Source organism: Streptomyces sp. NPDC028331 (genome assembly GCF_055565775.1).
Genome location: NZ_JBVHTR010000006.1, coordinates 194,780 through 210,862, shown reverse-complemented (window position 1 = coordinate 210,862; position 16,083 = coordinate 194,780). Strand labels below are relative to the sequence as shown.

The 16,083-nt window shown below is 71.9% G+C and carries 14 protein-coding genes; 8 read left to right on the top strand and 6 right to left on the bottom strand.

Annotated features, from left to right (window positions below; genetic code table 11):
• Nucleotides 1–48 precede the first annotated feature (48 nt).
• The 3 genes from ACZ4SW_RS10920 (at nt 49) to ACZ4SW_RS10910 (ending at nt 2,712) form a co-directional block, all read left to right on the top strand.
• A complete protein-coding gene (locus tag ACZ4SW_RS10920) occupies nt 49–741 on the top strand; it encodes a TetR/AcrR family transcriptional regulator (RefSeq protein WP_468240805.1) in 693 nt (230 codons plus the stop codon).
• Nucleotides 742–820: 79 nt separating this feature from the next.
• Entirely contained in the window at nt 821–2,050 is a 1,230-nt protein-coding gene (locus tag ACZ4SW_RS10915) for a sensor histidine kinase (RefSeq protein WP_468240803.1), read from the top strand.
• A complete protein-coding gene (locus tag ACZ4SW_RS10910) occupies nt 2,047–2,712 on the top strand; it encodes a response regulator (RefSeq protein ID WP_468240800.1) in 666 nt (221 codons plus the stop codon). Before ACZ4SW_RS10915 ends, ACZ4SW_RS10910 begins: the two co-directional genes overlap by 4 nt.
• Here ACZ4SW_RS10910 and ACZ4SW_RS10905 read toward each other — a convergent pair.
• Entirely contained in the window at nt 2,673–2,981 is a 309-nt protein-coding gene (locus ACZ4SW_RS10905; protein WP_468240798.1) for a DUF6332 family protein, read from the bottom strand. The genes ACZ4SW_RS10910 and ACZ4SW_RS10905 overlap by 40 nt on opposite strands.
• A 70-nt stretch (nt 2,982–3,051) precedes the next feature.
• Nucleotides 3,052–4,533, bottom strand: coding sequence for an MFS transporter (locus ACZ4SW_RS10900; protein WP_468240795.1), 1,482 nt, complete (start codon nt 4,531–4,533; stop codon nt 3,052–3,054).
• Nucleotides 4,534–4,619: 86 nt separating this feature from the next.
• Between ACZ4SW_RS10900 and ACZ4SW_RS10895 the strand changes: the two genes are divergently transcribed.
• A complete protein-coding gene (locus tag ACZ4SW_RS10895) occupies nt 4,620–5,027 on the top strand; it encodes a MarR family winged helix-turn-helix transcriptional regulator (RefSeq protein WP_468240793.1) in 408 nt (135 codons plus the stop codon).
• Here the strand turns inward: ACZ4SW_RS10895 and ACZ4SW_RS10890 are convergent.
• Nucleotides 5,014–5,754: a maleylpyruvate isomerase family mycothiol-dependent enzyme gene (locus ACZ4SW_RS10890; RefSeq protein ID WP_468240790.1), complete on the bottom strand. Its 741-nt coding sequence runs from the start codon at nt 5,752–5,754 to the stop codon at nt 5,014–5,016. The two genes, ACZ4SW_RS10895 and ACZ4SW_RS10890, sit on opposite strands and share 14 nt — an antisense overlap.
• A gap of 135 nt (nt 5,755–5,889) precedes the next feature.
• Complete coding sequence (locus ACZ4SW_RS10885; RefSeq protein WP_468241255.1) at nt 5,890–7,059, bottom strand: MFS transporter; 1,170 nt, start codon at nt 7,057–7,059, stop codon at nt 5,890–5,892.
• 546 nt (nt 7,060–7,605) lie between these two features.
• Here ACZ4SW_RS10885 and ACZ4SW_RS10880 point away from each other — a divergent pair.
• The 3 genes from ACZ4SW_RS10880 (at nt 7,606) to ACZ4SW_RS10870 (ending at nt 12,260) form a co-directional block, all read left to right on the top strand.
• Nucleotides 7,606–8,721, top strand: coding sequence for a GNAT family N-acetyltransferase (locus ACZ4SW_RS10880; RefSeq protein ID WP_468240788.1), 1,116 nt, complete (start codon nt 7,606–7,608; stop codon nt 8,719–8,721).
• A 192-nt stretch (nt 8,722–8,913) separates the two neighbouring features.
• Complete coding sequence (htpG, locus tag ACZ4SW_RS10875) at nt 8,914–10,821, top strand: molecular chaperone HtpG (protein ID WP_468240785.1); 1,908 nt, start codon at nt 8,914–8,916, stop codon at nt 10,819–10,821.
• A 365-nt stretch (nt 10,822–11,186) separates the two neighbouring features.
• Nucleotides 11,187–12,260 (top strand): lactonase family protein, encoded by a 1,074-nt coding sequence (locus tag ACZ4SW_RS10870; RefSeq protein ID WP_468240783.1) that lies wholly within the window; start codon nt 11,187–11,189, stop codon nt 12,258–12,260.
• 72 nt (nt 12,261–12,332) lie between these two features.
• Here the strand turns inward: ACZ4SW_RS10870 and ACZ4SW_RS10865 are convergent, their stop codons facing one another.
• Nucleotides 12,333–14,168: a glycoside hydrolase family 15 protein gene (locus ACZ4SW_RS10865; RefSeq protein ID WP_468240780.1), complete on the bottom strand. Its 1,836-nt coding sequence runs from the start codon at nt 14,166–14,168 to the stop codon at nt 12,333–12,335.
• Between the two features lie 103 nt (nt 14,169–14,271).
• A complete protein-coding gene (locus tag ACZ4SW_RS10860; protein ID WP_468240778.1) occupies nt 14,272–15,051 on the bottom strand; it encodes a DeoR/GlpR family DNA-binding transcription regulator in 780 nt (259 codons plus the stop codon).
• A gap of 123 nt (nt 15,052–15,174) precedes the next feature.
• Between ACZ4SW_RS10860 and ACZ4SW_RS10855 the strand changes: the two genes are divergently transcribed.
• The gene (locus ACZ4SW_RS10855) at nt 15,175–16,071 is read left to right on the top strand and encodes an SIS domain-containing protein (RefSeq protein WP_468240775.1); all 897 of its coding nucleotides are present in this window, start codon (nt 15,175–15,177) and stop codon (nt 16,069–16,071) included.
• Nucleotides 16,072–16,083: the final 12 nt, after the last annotated feature.

Genomic DNA, 16,083 nt, shown 5'->3' with positions numbered 1-16,083 from the left:
TGCTCTCGCTTGTGTGCAGTGCTCCAAAATCGTGGGACACTGCCCGGCATGAACATCCCCCAAGGAGCCCGCGCCCGCGCCCGTATGGAGGTCACCGCCGCCATCAAGGAGGAGGCGCGCAGACAGCTCGCCGCCGGCGGCGCCGCCGCGCTCTCCCTGCGCGCCGTCGCGCGGGAACTGGGTATGGTCTCCTCCGCCCTCTACCGCTACTTCCCCAGCCGCGACGAGCTGCTCACCGCCCTCATCATCGACGCCTACGACTCCCTCGGTGAGGCCGCCGAGGCCGCCGACACCGAAGCCGGTGACGCTCCCCCCGCACAACGCTGGGTCGCCGTGTGCGAGGCCGTGCGCGCCTGGGCGCTGGCGCATCCGCACGAGTACGCGCTGATCTACGGTTCGCCCGTGCCCGGATACTCCGCACCCCAGGACACCGTCCCGGCCGCCTCCCGCGTCGGGGTCCTGATGATCGGCATCGTGCGCGACGCGTACCGGCAGCGCGGAGTGGCCCGCACCCGGGTGCCCGCCGAACTCGAGCCCGAAGCCCGGCGCATGGCCGGCGAACTGGCGCCCGACCTCCCTCCCGAGGCGGTCACCGCCCTGGTCGCCGCCTGGGCGCAGTTGTACGGGCTGGTGGGGTTCGAGCTGTTCGGGCAGTTCAACAACGTCGTGGAGGACCGCGCGACCTTCTTCCGGCACGCGGCGGCCCAGCTCGCGCACGGCGTGGGCCTGGTGTTCCCGTAGGCGTACTCCCCGGGGAGTACCCGTGATCACCTCGCCGGGTCGACGCCGTCCCCGGTCAGGGGCGTCTAGCGTGAACCGCATGGAGGAAGAGCACGCAGACGTCCCATGGCGGTGGCGCGGACCGCCGTGGTGGCACCACGAGCCCCGCGGCTCCCGCCTGCCCTGGCGCTCCACCCTGCTGCTCACCGCCTTCGTGGTCCTCGGCACGCACTTCTCCGCCCGCAACCAGCACGGCCACCGGGCGTCCCTCGACGTCCTCGCCTACGTGCTGGCCGTCGTCGCCTCGGGAGCGCTGCTGTGGCGGCAGCGGCATCCCGTGCCGGTCCTCTGCGCGACGGCCGCGGCGGCCATGGTGTACCTGGGCGGGGGCTATCCGTACGGGCCGGTCTTCCTCACCGTCGCCGTCGGTTGCTTCAGCGCCCTCGCCGCGGGGCGCCGCCGGGCGGCCTGGACGGCGGTCGGGCTGTTCTGGGCCGGGCACGTCCTCGTCTCCCACTGGCTGTACCGGTGGCTGCCGCCCCCCGGGGATTCCGCGGCGTCCTGGGGGCAGGAGCTGGTGATCTCCGCCTGGGTGGCGGCGATCGTGGCGCTGGCGGAGCTCGTGCGCGTCCGGCGCGAGCAGTGGGCGCGCGAGCGGGCGGAACGGGCGCAGGCCGCACGACGGCGTGCCGACGAGGAGCGGCTGCGCATCGCCCGCGAACTCCACGACGTCCTCGCCCACAGCATCTCCGTGATCAATGTCCAGGCCGGAGTCGGTCTCGCGCTGCTGGACTCCGACCCGGAGCAGGCGCGTACGGCGCTCACCACCATCAAGGCCGCCAGCAAGGAGGCGCTGGGCGAGGTGCGCCAGGTGCTCGACACCCTGCGCACGCCCGGGGACGCGCCGCGTGCGCCCGCGCCCGGTCTCGACCGGCTGCCGGAACTCGTCGAGCAGGCCGCGGGGGCCGGGCTGACGGTGACGGTCGACGGCGAGGTGCCGCGGCTCGCGCCGGGCGCGGACCTCGCCGCGTTCCGCATCGTGCAGGAGGCGCTCACCAACGTCGTGCGTCACTCGGGGTCACGGCACGCGCGCGTGCACATCGACACGGCTCCGGACGTGCTGCGCCTGCGCGTCGACGACGACGGTCCCGCGACCGGCGCCGACGCGGGCGGCAGCGGCAACGGCCTGGCCGGGATGCGGGAGCGGGCCGCCGCGCTCGGTGGCACCATCGAGGCGGGCCCGCGGGCCGACGGCGGTTTCCGGGTGCTGGCCGTACTGCCGCTGAAGGCATCGACCGCGGGGGTACTCGACCGCAGGGAGGACCGTTGATCCGCGTACTGCTCGCCGACGACCAGTCCTTGGTCAGGGCGGGGTTCAAGGCGCTGCTCGACGCCCAGCCGGACATCGAGGTGGTCGGGGAGGCCGCCGACGGCGAGGAGGCGCTCGGCAAGGTGCGCCAAGCGCGGCCCGACGTCGTGCTGATGGACATCCGCATGCCCTTGGTCGACGGGCTCGCCGCGACCCGCAGGATCACACGGGACCCGGACCTCGACGGGGTGAAGGTGGTCATGCTCACCACCTTCGAACTGGACGAGTACGTCTTCGAGGCGATCCGCTCCGGTGCCTCCGGCTTCCTCGTCAAGGACACCGAGCCGGAGGAACTGCTGCGAGCGGTGCGGGCGGTGGTCGCGGGCGACGCCCTTCTCTCGCCGAGTGTGACCCGGCGGCTGATCTCCGAGTTCGCGGCCCGCTCGAAGGAGCCGGCGGCCACCGCGTCGCTCGCGGAACTCACGGAGCGGGAACGGGAGGTGATGGCCCTGGTCGGCATCGGGCTGTCCAACGAAGAGATCGCCCGCCGTCTCGTCGTCAGCCCGCTCACCGCGAAGACCCACGTCAGCCGCACCATGGTCAAACTCGGAGCGCGGGACAGGGCTCAACTGGTCGTGCTGGCCTATGAGTCGGGGCTGGTGCGACCGGGCTGGCTCGGCTGAGTTCCGGTGCCGCGCGCGAAACGGACCAGCACGCTGACGACGCGCACGACGAACAGCACGGACGCCACCGTGATCCCCGTGTCGACGAGAGCGTGCCGCGTGCCGCCCGACAGCCCGAAGGCGAAGGCGGGTCCCGCCACCGCCCCGAACACCAGGGCCGCCCCCAACGCCGCACTGCACAGGGCGTATCCGATCTCGACGGTGATCGCGTCGCGCTCGGCCTGCGTGCGCCGTCTGCTCCCGGACGAACGCCCCCCGTGGTTCTCCATGTAGTGAGTCAAACAGGCGTACGCCCGGCGGGCAAGGAACCCGCCGGGCGTACCTGAGGAGGCGTCCCCTCTAGTCGCGGACCGGCACCGGCTCCGCGCTCGCCTCCTGCTGGAGGGACTTCGCGACCACGAGGGATCGCTGTGCCCGGCGTGTGCGCAGGCCCGTGAGGGTGATCAGCAGGCCCGCGAGGGCGATGCCCGTGACCACGATCAGGCCGGGCCGGTAGCTGTCGAGGACGGCCTGCGCCGAGGGGTGCGCGGGGGCGTTCGCGGTCACCACCGCGGTCACGACGGCCAGGAAGACGGCGCCGCCCACCTGCACCGAGGTGTTGAGCAGGCCGGACACCATGCCCTGCTCGTGGTCGTCGACGCCGTTCGTGGCCTGGATGTTGAGCGAGGGGAAGACCAGGGCGCAGGCGGCGCCGATGAGCAGCATGCTCGGCAGGATGGCCGCGGCGTACGCCGGGTGCAGGTTCACGCGCAGGAACAGGGCGTATCCGACGACCATGAGGGCGAAGCCCGCCGCGATCAGCCGCTGGGTGCCGAAGCGGTCCACGATCGCGCCGACCTTGGTCGATGACACGGCCACCAGTGCGCCCGCCGGCAGGAAGGCGAGCGCCGTGTGCAGCGCGGACCAGCCGAGCAGCGACTGCATGTACAGCGTGACCAGGAACTGGAAGCCGACGTACGAGCCGAAGAAGGCCATCGCGCCGAGCTGGGCGCGGATCTGGTTGCCGGAGCGCAGTACGCCCAGCCGGATCAGCGGTCCCGCCGAGCGCCGCTCGACCAGGACGAAGACCGTGAGGAGCACGGCGACGGCGAGGAAGGACAGCAGCGTGCGGGCGGAGGCCCAGCCGACGTGCGGCGCTTCGACGACGGTGAAGACGAGCAGCAGCATCGACGCGGTGCCGACGACGGCGCCGGGGATGTCGTAGCCGTTGTGGTCCTTCTCGCGTGCGCTGCGCGGCAGCAGCTTCAGGCCGGCGAGCAGGGCGATGAGCGCGATCGGGGCGGGCAGCAGCATGGTGTAGCGCCAACTGGCCTCGGTGAGCAGGCCGGACAGCACCAGGCCCATCGAGAAGCCGGTGGCGGCGCAGGTGGTGTAGATCGACAGGGCGCGGTTGCGCAGCGGGCCCTCGGGGAAGGTCGTGGTGATGATCGACAGGCCCGCCGGCGCGGTGAACGCGGCACTCAGGCCCTTGATGAACCGGCTGGCGATGAGCAGCGGTCCGGAGTCGACGAGCCCGCCGAGCAGTGAGGCGAGCGCGAAGACGCCGAGCGCCACCAGGAAGACCTGGCGTCGGCCGAGCAGGTCGGCGGTGCGTCCGCCGAGGAGGAGCAGCCCGCCGTAGCCGAGGATGTAGCCGCTGACGATCCACTGGAGCGTCGACGTCGTCAGATGGAGGTCGGTGCCGATGGACGGCAGGGCGACGCCGACCATGGACACGTCCAGTGCGTCGAGGAACATCGCGGCGCAGAGCACCAGCAGGGTGCCCCACAGCCGGGGGGTCCAGCGTCCTTCGAACGCGGGGGTGGTGAGCGGAGAGGTCATGCCCCAGAGACTTTCATGCATCTGCATTGAATGCAAATGCATTTAATTCAGATGCAACGAAGTGGGTTCTCTGCTACGGTGCGGCCATGGCGGCCAAGGACGAGTCGGACACTCCCGAACGGGCGCTGGTGGACCGGTGGCGCGACATCCTGTCGCTGCACGCCCGCACCCAGTGCGAGCTCGACCGCGCCCTGCACGGGCACGGGCTGTGCGCCAGCGATTTCGAAGTGCTCGACGTGCTGTCCGAGAGGACCGGGACGGACGGCTCCTGCGCCTACCGCGTCCAGGAGATCTCCGAGCGGGTCCACCTCAGCCAGAGCGCCCTGTCACGGCTGATCGCCCGACTGGAGAAGGATGGGCTGGTCGAGCGCGCTCTGTGCACCGAGGACCGGCGGGGCGTGCGGGTGGTGCTCACGGACAAGGGCCGCGCCCTGCACGGCGAGGTGCGGCCGGTGCAGCGCGCGGTGCTGACGAGGATGCTCAGTTCCACGTGACGGCGGACCTCTCGCGCCACAGCGCGGCGAGGGAGGCGTCACCGGTCACGTCGGGGAACGGCTGCCGGTTCCACAGCGACAGATACAAGTGCGCCGCCTGCCCGGCCAGTTCGCAGTCCGCCTCCCCGCTCTCCCCCCGCTCCGTGACGGGAGGCCCGGCCGACAGCCGTACGGTCCACACCGCACCGTCGGCGTCCGTCGCCCGTACCCGCAGTACACGCGGCTCCTCGCTGCGGACCCGGCTCTTGGGGCGGGCGTGGAAGCCGCGCAGCAGCTCGTCGATGCCGTCGACCGCGAACTCCCGGTCGATCGCGGTCGACGTGCCGCCGCGCGCCGACTCGGCGTCGATCCGGTGCACGGTCGTCTCGTGCGCCTGCCGCCGGGCCCAGAAGGCCAGCGGCGAGGGCGCGGGCAGGAAGTGCCAGCACCGGACGTCGGGCGCGGCGGTGGAGAGGGTCTCGACGAGGTGGCGGTGCCCCTCCCGGAACCAGGCCGTCAGCTCCGTGCCGTCCAGGTCCGGCAGCCCGCCGTCGGGGCGGTGGGAGGTGTGCCCCTCGGCGACGAAGCCCGTCGCCCAGCGGTGCACCATGCCGGTGTGCCGCAGCAGGTCCCGCACCTGCCAGCCCGGGCAGGTCGGCACCTCGGCCCCGGTGCCCGCCTCCTCGGCCGCGGCGGCCAGCAGCCGGCCCTCCCGGTCCACGACCCGCACGAACTCGGCAGTCTCCATGCGGTGAGTGTGCCGGATGAAGCGCGCTCCAGGTCAAGGACCACCGTCACCCGTCGACGGCGCAGAGCCGTACTGTCGTGTGGGTCATGCCCGCACGCTGCGGGCCGTCGGCTTCACGGCGCTGTCAGCGCGGTTTCACGGACGGCCGGCGGTGGCGCGGCGCGCCCCGTAGCCGATCGCCGAGGCGACGGCCGCGAGGACCGCCACGCTGGTGAGCGCGGTGGGCAGCGAGAACCAGTCGGCCATGAAGCCGATGGCGGGCGGGCCGAGCAGCATGCCGCCGTAGCCGAGCGTCGAGGCCACCGCGACTCCGCCCGGCCCCGCCAGGGCGCCGGCGCGCTCCACGGCGACCGGGAACAGGTTGGCGAGACCCAGCCCGGTGACGGCGAAGCCGAGCAGCGCCCCCCACACGGACGGTGCGAGGGAGCCGAGCAGCATGCCGACGGCGGCCGTGGCGCCTCCCGCCACCACCGTACGGACCCGCCCGAGCCGTTCCAGGAGCGTGGTGCCGCCGATCCGGCCCACCGTCATGGCGAGCGCGAAACAGGAGTAACCGGCCGCCGCCACCCCCGGGTGGGCGCCGAGGTCCTGCTCCAGGTGCAGCGCGCCCCAGTCCGCCAGCGCCCCCTCGCCGTACGCCGTGCACAGCGCGATCAGGCCGAACACGGTGACCAGGCCGCGCGTGCGGGTGGCGAGGCGGTGCGGCGCGGTGTCCTCGGGCCGTGCCCCGTCCGGCCGCCCCGGAGGCCGTCGGCGCAGCAGCGTGGGCCCGGCGGCCGCGGTCACGAGCAGGCCGGTCACGGTCAGGGCGAGCAGGTGCCGGGTGGGGGACAGGAACCCCGCGACCAGTCCGCCGAGCCCGGCCCCCACCATGCCGCCCAGGCTGAACGCGGCGTGGAAGGTGGGCATGACCGGCCGTCGCAGTGCGGCCACCAGGTCCACGGCGGCGCTGTTGAACGCGACGTTGATACCTCCGTACGCCATGCCGAAGACCAGCAGCACGGCCCCGAGTGCCGGTGCGGAGTGGGTGAGCGGGGGCAGGGCCACGCTCAGCGACAGCAGGACCGCACAGACGACGGTCACCGGGTGGCTGCCGAAGCGGCGGCAGAGCCGACCGGTGAGCGTCATCGTGATCACCGCGCCCGCGGACACTCCGAGCAGCGCGAGCCCCAGGGCGCTCGCCGACGCGCCCGTCTGCTCCTTGACGTCGGGGATGCGCACGACCCAGCCGGCGAAGACGAAGCCGTCGAGGGCGAAGAAGGCGGTCAGGGCGACGCGCAGCCGGGTGAGGTCGCTGCCCGGCACGCCTTTGTGCAGGGTCGGTTTGTTTATGAGCGGCACAAAGTCAGGCTAGGGGGACGGCGAGGGCCGGGCAAGGCGGTGGGGGCCCCGGAACCCCGGGACCCCGGAACGGCCGGGACCCCGGGACCCCGGAACGGCCGGGACCCCGGAACGGCCGGAACCCCGGGACCCCGGGACCCCGGATGAGCCGGTGTGCCGCACAGCGCCGGACCCGGGAATCCGGGGACCGGGCGGTCCTGAACCGGCCGAACCGTTTCGCGCGGGAACTTCCGTTGCGGTAGGCACCCTTGACAGCGTGCGCACTGTTTCGCGACGTTTGACCCTTGCCGAACGTTCCCGTCCCGGTCCGCGACCGTGGCACGAGCACGTACACGGTGTGGGCCGAACAGGGGCCCGAAGCAGTGACAGGACGCGGACAGCGTCACAGGGGGGAGCGGTCGTCCATGCGATCCACGAGCAGATCCATACCCAGTCGTCAGCGCGCCTTGCCAGGCTGTGCCGTCACCGGCACGTTCCTCGCGGAGCCTGTGGAAGGGCGGTTGATGTGAGGTGGACATCACCATTCACCGGCCGCAGGAACTGAGCGACGCGCTCCGCGAGGCCTGGCACCACGCCATGGACGCGTCGCCCGAATACGCCAATCCGTTCCTGGCGCCGGAGTTCGCGACGGGAATCGGCAGGTACCGCGGTGGGGCACGGGTGGCGGTGCTGCGGGAGGACGGGGAGCCCGTCGGGTTCTTCCCGTACGAGCGCAACGCCCTGGGCGTGGGCCGGGCCATCGGTCTGGGTCTGTCCGACTGCCAGGCCCTCGTGCACCGCCCCGGGATCTCCTGGCAGACGCAGGACCTGTTGCAGGCCTGCGGGCTGTCCATCTTCGAGTTCGACCATCTCGTCCAGGAGCAGAAACCCTTCGGCAGACACGTCACCGGGACGTTCGCCTCACCCGTGATCGATGTGAAGCCCGGCGACGGCGACTACGCGCACTGGCTGCGCGGCACCTATCCGGGGCTGGCCAAGACGGTGCTGAAGAAGGAACGCCGGGTGGGGCGCGACGTCGGCGAGGTGCGGTTCGTCTTCGACGAGCGCGATCCGCGTGCGCTGCGCACGCTCATGCAGTGGAAGTCCGCCCAGTACCGCCGGACCGGACGGATGGACCGGTTCTCGCGGCCGTGGATCGTCGACCTGGTGGGCCACCTCTCCCGCGTCCGCGAGGAGCACTTCACCGGCGTGCTCTCCGTGCTGTACGCCGGCGACCGGCCGATGGCCGCCCACTTCGGGCCGAGGTCGAGCACGGTCCTCGCGGCCTGGTTCACCGCCTACGACCCGGAACTCCGCTACTACTCGCCCGGGTTGATGATGCACCTCAGGCTGGCGGAGGCGGCGGCCCGGCACGGTGTGACGCTCGTCGATCTGGGACGCGGCGACAAGGAGTACAAGGACTGGCTCAAGACCCGCGAGCTGCGGGTGGGCGAGGGGTTCGCGAGCCGCCCGAACCCGGTGGCGGCGGCGTACCGGCTGTGGCGCAGGCCGGTGCGGGGCCTGCGCAACACGGTCCTGGCCCACCCAGAGCTGCGGGAACCCGCCGACCGGCTGCTCAAGACGGTCGGCACCCTGCGCACTTCACGCCGGGCGGACCCCGGCGCGGCGGAAACCCGCGTACGGTGAGCGAGCCTTTCCCCTCTCTCCGTGCTCCCGGCACCGCGTCTCCGTGCCGGGAGCACGGCGGCCCCCGAGCTCGTCCCTCGGCCCGCCCTCGCACGGTCGGCCGAAAGGCTGCGCTGCCGTCACCACGTGGTGTTTTACAGTGACTCCCACCAGTTCCGGCGACTTTAGGGACCAGTGAGGTAACCGCGAACCATGCCGACCGAAACGTTTGAGTTCCAGGTTGAGGCCCGTCAGCTGCTGCAGCTGATGATCCACTCGGTCTACTCGAACAAGGATGTCTTCCTGCGCGAGCTCGTCTCCAACGCCTCCGACGCGCTGGACAAGCTGCGCCTCGCCGCGCTGCGGGACGACACGCTCGACGCCGATGTGTCCGACCCGCACATCGAGATCGAGATCGACGACGACGCCCGCACCCTCACCGTGCGGGACAACGGCATCGGCATGTCGTACGAGGAGGTCGGGAAGCTCATCGGCACCATCGCCAACTCGGGCACGGCCGAGTTCCTGAAGCAACTGAAGGAGGCCGGGGACGGGGCCGTGGCCGAGGGGCTCATCGGCCGGTTCGGTGTCGGCTTCTACTCGGGCTTCATGGTGGCGGACGAGATGACCCTGGTGACCCGCCGCGCCGGCGAGAGCCGGGGCACCCGCTGGACGTCCCGCGGCGAGGGCACGTACACGCTGGAGAGGGTCGACGAGGCGCCGCAGGGCACCGCGGTCACCCTGCACCTCAAGAAGGCGGACCCGGACAACCAGCTCCACGACTACACCTCCGAGTGGAAGATCAGGGAGATCGTCAAGCGGTACTCCGACTTCATCACCTGGCCGATCCGGCTGGTCCCCCGGGCGGTCACGGCAGAGGGCGACGGGACCGACGGCGAACCCGAGACGCTGAACTCGATGAAGGCCCTGTGGGCGCGCTCGCGCGACGAGGTGTCCGACGACGAGTACCACGAGCTGTACAAGCACCTCAGCCACGACTGGCGGGATCCGCTGGAGACGATCCGCCTCCAGGCGGAGGGCACCTTCGAGTACCAGGCCCTGCTGTTCGTCCCGTCGCACGCCCCGCACGACCTGTTCACACAGGGCTTCAAGCGGGGGGTGCAGCTCTATGTGAAGCGCGTGTTCATCATGGACGACTGCGAGGAGCTGCTGCCGCCCTACCTCCGCTTCGTCAAGGGCGTCGTCGACGCGGCAGACCTCTCGCTCAACGTCTCCCGCGAGATCCTGCAGCAGGACCGCCACATCCGGATGATGCAGCGTCGTCTGACGAAGAAGGTTCTGTCCACGGTCAAGGACATGATGACCAGTGCGCCGGACCGGTACGCCACGTTCTGGCGGGAGTTCGGCGCCGTCCTGAAGGAGGGGCTGGTCACCGACCTCGAGAACCGCGATGCCGTCCTCGCCGTCTCCTCGTTCGCCACCACGCACGGCGACGACGAGCCGACCACGCTCAAGAGCTACGTGGAGCGGATGAAGGACGGGCAGGAGACCATCTACTACATCACCGGCGACTCCCGGCAGAGCATCGAGAACTCCCCGCACATGGAGGCGTTCCGGGAACGCGGCATCGAGGTGCTGCTGCTCACGGACCCCGTCGACGAGGTGTGGGTCGACGCCGTGGGCGAGTACGAGGGCAAGGCGCTGCGGTCCGTCACCAAGGGGGAGATCGACCTCGGCGCGGGAGGAGACGGGAAGGGCGACGGCGAGCGCGAGAAGCAGAGCGAGGAGTACGGCGGTCTGCTCGCCTGGATGCAGGAGCAACTGGACGACGACATCAAGGAGGTGCGGCTCTCGTCGCGTCTGACGGTGTCGGCGGCCTGTGTCGTCTCGGACGCGCACGACCTGACCCCGGCCCTGGAGAACATGTACCGGGCGATGGGCCAGGAAGTGCCGCGCACCAAGCGGATCCTCGAAGTCAACCCCGACCATCCGCTCGTGAAGGGCCTGAACCAGGCGTACAAGGAAGGCGAGGACCGAACGGCGCTCGCCGAGACCGCCGAACTCCTCCACGGCCTCGCGGTGCTCGCCGAGGGCGGTCAGCCCAAGGAACCCGCACGCTTCGTGAAGCTGGTGGCGGACCGCCTGGAGCGCACGCTGTAGCTCGGCGTCCACCGGAGCGGTGGCCGTCGGGGGCGCCCGTCCGTGCCGGGCGCCCCCGACACGGCCACCGCGCGTGCCAGGGCGTGCCGTCGTCGAAGACCGCGACCGCCTCGGGGACGCGGTCGAGGCGGTAGTCGAGCGGCCCGCAGCCCACCGTCACCCGCGGTGCCCGCCGCCGTCGCGCGGAGGAACGTCCCGGGGGCACCTGCGACCCCACGCCGTGATCGGGCTGGGCAGGGAGGCGGCGTACGCTCTGCTACGGCCACGACGACCTCTGCCGGATCGACCCGCCCCGCCACGACAACGCCCGCTGATCCCCGCACCGCCACCGCCACCGCACCGTTCACGGACCCCCGGGAAGCCCCATGCCGACGCCTTCCTCCTCCGCTCCGCTTCTCGTCCTCACCGGCTCCTACACGGCCGACACCGGCGGTGAAGGCCCCGGGCTCGCCGCCGTCCGCTTCGATCCGGCGACGGGCCGGTTCGCGGCCGCCGACGGGCTGCCGCCGGTGCCCGTCAGCGGGGCCTCCTTCCTCGCGGCGCACCCGACCCTGGACGTCGTCTACAGCACGAACGAGACCGACCCGGGCACCGTCACCGCCGTCGCCCGGCAGCCCGACGGCACGCTGAGCCCGCTGGGCGACCCGGTCGGCAGCGGCGGCTCCAACCCCTGCCACCTGACCGTCCACCCCGACGGCCGCTGGCTGCTGACCGCCAACTACGGCAGTGACTCCGCACCCGGTACCGTGGCGCTGCACCGGCTCGACGCGGACGGCCGGATCAGCGAGCCGGCCGAGGTCATCGTGCACGAGGGTTCGGGCCCCGTCGCCGGACGGCAGGACGGCAGCCACGCCCACCAGGTCCTCCTCGACCCGTCGGGCCGCTTCGTGCTGGCCACCGACCTGGGCGCGGACGCGGTCTTCGCGTACCGGCTGGACACCGGCGCCGGAACGCTCACGCGGACCGCGGTGAGCACGCTGCGCCCCGGTTCAGGACCGCGCCACCTCGCGTTCGCCCCCGGCGGCGAACTGGTGTTCAGCGCCGACGAGTTGTCCTCCACCGTCACCGGCCACCGCTACGACGCCGCGACGGGCACCCTGACCGAGGTGTCCGCCGTACCCGCCACGTCGGAACAGGACGTCACCAACCACCCCGGCGGCATCGTCGTCTCACCCTGCGGACGTTACGTCTGGGTGAGCAACCGCGGCGCGGACACGGTGGCCGCCTTCCAGATCACCGGAGACGCCCTGACGCCGCTCGGCGAGGTGCCGGGCGGCGGCACCTGGCCCCGCGGCCTGACCTGGGCGGCCGGCCACCTCCTCGTCGCCAACCAGCACAGCGGCACCCTCGCCGCGCTGCGCGTGCGGGACACCGGCCACCTCGAACAGCCCGCCCCGGCGGTGTCGCTGCCGTCGGTGGTCTGCGCACTGCCCCTCTGAACACCCCGCCCGGACGGACCGCGCCGCGCCCGCAGAGCCCGGGGACGACACACGGCGCGGAGCGTGCCCCTCTCACCCCAGGGCTCGGTCGAGGTTGAACGCCGCGCTGATCAGGGCGAAGTGCGTGAACGCCTGCGGGAAGTTGCCCTGTTGCTCGCCGGTGTGGCTGATCTCCTCGGCGTACAGGCCCAGATGGTTGGCGTAGGTGAGCATCTTCTCGAACGCCAGCCGTGCCTCGTCCAGCCGTCCGGCGCGGACCAGCGCCTCCACGTACCAGAAGGAGCAGATGGAGAACGTGCCCTCGTCGCCCCGCACGCCGTCCGGGCTGGCGTGCGGGTCGTAGCGGTAGACCAGGGAGTCGGAGACCAGGTCCTGGGTGAGGGCGTCCAGTGTGGACAGCCACTTGGGGTCGGTGGGCGCGATGAACTTGGCGAGCGGCATCATCAGCACGGACGCGTCGAGCACATCGCCGTCCTCGTGCTGCACGAACGCCTGGCGCTTCACGGACCAGCCGCGCTGCATGATCCGCCGGTAGATCGTGTCGCGGCAGTCCAGCCAGCGCACCATGTCGGCGGGCAGGCCGCGGCGGCGGGCCATCCGGATGGCCCGTTCGATCGCCACCCAGCACATCAGCCGCGAGTACAGGAACTTCTTGCGGCCGCCGCGGGTCTCCCAGATGCCCTCGTCCGGCTGGTCCCAGTTGGCGCAGACCCAGTCCACCAGTGCGCAGACCTCGTCCCACTGGTCGCTGGAGATGGGCTGCGCCCACTTGTCGTAGAGATAGATGGAGTCGATCAGGGCCCCGTAGATGTCGAGCTGGAGCTGGTCGGCGGCCGCGTTGCCGACCCGGACCGGCGCCGAGCCCTGATGGCCCTCCAGGTGGTCCAGCTCGTACTCGGGCAGATCGGTGCGGCCGTCGATGCCGTACATGATCTGCAGCGGGCCGGACGGCCCGCCGTCACCCGGCGTGATGTGCCGGGTCACGAACTTCATGAACGCCTCGGCCTCCTCGGTGAACCCCAGCCGCAGCAGGGCGTAGACACAGAAGGCGGCGTCGCGCACCCACACGTACCGGTAGTCCCAGTTGCGTTCGCCGCCGAGCCGCTCGGGTAGGCTGGTCGTCGGGGCGGCCAGGATCGCGCCGGTCGGGGCGTAGGTGAGGAGCTTCAGGGTGAGCGCGGAGCGGTGCACCATCTCGCGCCAGCGACCGCGGTAGCGGGAGGCGTGCAGCCAGCGCCGCCAGTACTCCACCGTGGCGGCGAACTGCCGCTCGGCCTCCAAGCGTGCGCACATGAGCGGCGGCAGATGCTCACCGACCTGGTCCAGCGCGAACACCGTCGACTCGCCCTCGGCGAGTTTGAACTCGGCCCACACGTCCCGGTCGTCGCCTTCCAGGGGGACGGTGGCGGTCAGGGCCAGTGACAGGTCGGCGGACTCGAAGACCGCCACATCACCGAGCAGCCGCAGCGTGTGCGACTGCCTGCCGTAGTCGAACCGTGGAGCCACCCGCACCCGGAAGGGCAGGGAGCCGCGCACGCACAGGACCCTGCGGATCAGCCGGTGGCGTTCGGTCTCGACCGATGCCGCTCCGACGGGCATGAAGTCCTGCACCTCGCCGACGCCGTCCTCGGTGAAGAACCGGGTGATCAGGACGTTGGTGTCGGGGAAGTAGAACTGCTTCGTGCGGCCCGGCACGGTCGCGGTGAGTTCGAAGCACCCGCCCTGCTCGGCGTCCAGGATCGCGCCGAAGACGCTCGGGGAGTCGAAGGAGGGGGAGCAGTACCAGTCGATGGTGCCGTTGCTCCCCACCAGCGCGACGGTGCGCATGTCACCGATCAGGCCGTGGTCGGCGATCGGCAGGCACCGGGAGCGCCCGGGCCCGTACTGCTCGCTCGGCGTCTCGGCCATCACAGCCTCCCTGACCACCCGGTGCGCGGACCGCAGGTCCCAGACTAGGCGCAAGGGGAGAGGGCGGCACGGGGAGCGGATCCGGTCGGTCCGGCGCCGGACGTCAGACCGTGATCACACGGAGGCCCGCCTCCTCGAACCGCCGTACCGTCTCCGGCCCGGCCGCCGTGTCCGTGACCAGCGTGTCCACCGCCTCCACCGCGCAGATCCGGGCGAACGCCCGCTGCCCCAGCTTGCTGGAGTCCGCCGCCACGACCACGCGCGCGGCACGTTCGCACAGCAGACGGTTGATCGCCGCTTCCGCCTCGTCGTGCGCCGCCGCGCCGTGGGTGACGTCCAGGGCCACCACGCCGAGCACCGCCACATCGAGGGTGATCTGGCCCAGGACGCCGTCCGCGAGCGGACCGATCAGCTCGTACGACTGCGGGCGCGCCACCCCGCCCGTCACCACGATCTTGAACTGGGGGCGCACGGCCAGCTCGGTGGCGATGTTCAGCGCGTTGGTGACGACCGTCAGCGCGGGGGAGCCCGACGTGAGGTCGCCGCGCACCGCGAGCGCCCGCGCCACCTCGGTCGTGGTGGTGCCGCCGGTGAGGCCCACCGCCTCGCCCGGTGCGATCAGACCGGCCACCGCCTGGGCGATGCGCTGCTTCTCGGAGGCGCGTCGGGCGGTCTTGTAGCGCAGCGGCAGTTCGTAGGAGACCCCGTGCACCACCGCACCGCCCCGGGTGCGCACCAGCATCTGCTGCTCGGCGAGCTGGTCGAAGTCGCGGCGGATCGTCGCGGCCGACACCCCGAGCTCGGCCGCCGCCTCCTCGACCTCCAGCCGGCCCCGCTCGACGAGCAGCTCCAGCAGCGCCTTCCAGCGGGCGTCGCGGGACATCCCACTCTCCGTTCCTCGACCCTGCGGGTGACCCTAGCGCAACCGACTTCCGTCACAATGCTTGATTGTGCTCGAAATCGGCCCCTATCTTGCAAGAACAAGCGTCGCGGGGAGGGGTACGGCATGACGTACGTCGAGCAGGAGCTGACCAGCCAGCCCGAGTGCTGGACCCGCGCCGCCGAGGGCGCGCAGAGTCACAAGGACGCGCTGCCGGCGGTGGGGGAGCGGGTGGCGATCGTGGGATGCGGGACGTCGTTCTTCATGGCGCAGTCCGCCGCCGCCCTGCGTGAGTGGTCCGGGCAGGGGGAGACGGACGCCTTCGCCGCCTCCGAGTTCCCCCACGGCCGGACCTACGACCGGGTCGTCGCCCTCACCCGGTCCGGCACCACCACCGAGGTCCTCGACCTCCTCGGCCGGCTCCGCGGACGGGTGCGGACCACCGCGATCACCGCCGATGCGCGCACGCCCGTGACGGAGTGCGCCGACGACGTGGTCGCGCTCGGCTTCGCCGACGAACGCTCCGTCGTCCAGACCCGGTTCGCCACCACCGCCCTCACCCTGCTCCGCGCCCACCTCGGCCGGCACTCGGACGCCGTGGTCGCCGACGCCCGCACCGCCCTGGAGTCCCCGCTGCCCGAAGGACTCCTGAACCGCACGCAGTTCACCTTTCTGGGGCGCGGCTGGACCGTCGGCCTCGCCCACGAGGCCGCGCTGAAGCTGCGCGAGGCCGCACAGGCGTGGACGGAGGCGTACCCGGCGATGGAGTACCGGCACGGCCCGATCAGCGTCACCACCGACACCACCGCCACCTGGATGTTCGGCGAGGCCCCCGACGGACTGGCCGCACAGGTCCGGGAGACGGGCGGGCTGTGGGTGGCGGGCCGCCTCGACCCGCTCGCCGAACTCGTCCGCGTCCAGCGGCTCGCCGTCGCCCTGGCCGACGCCCGCCGGCTCGACCCCGACCGGCCGCGCCATCTGACCCGCTCGGTGATCCTCACGTCCCGTTCCTCCGCCAGGTGAGAAGGAGGAGCC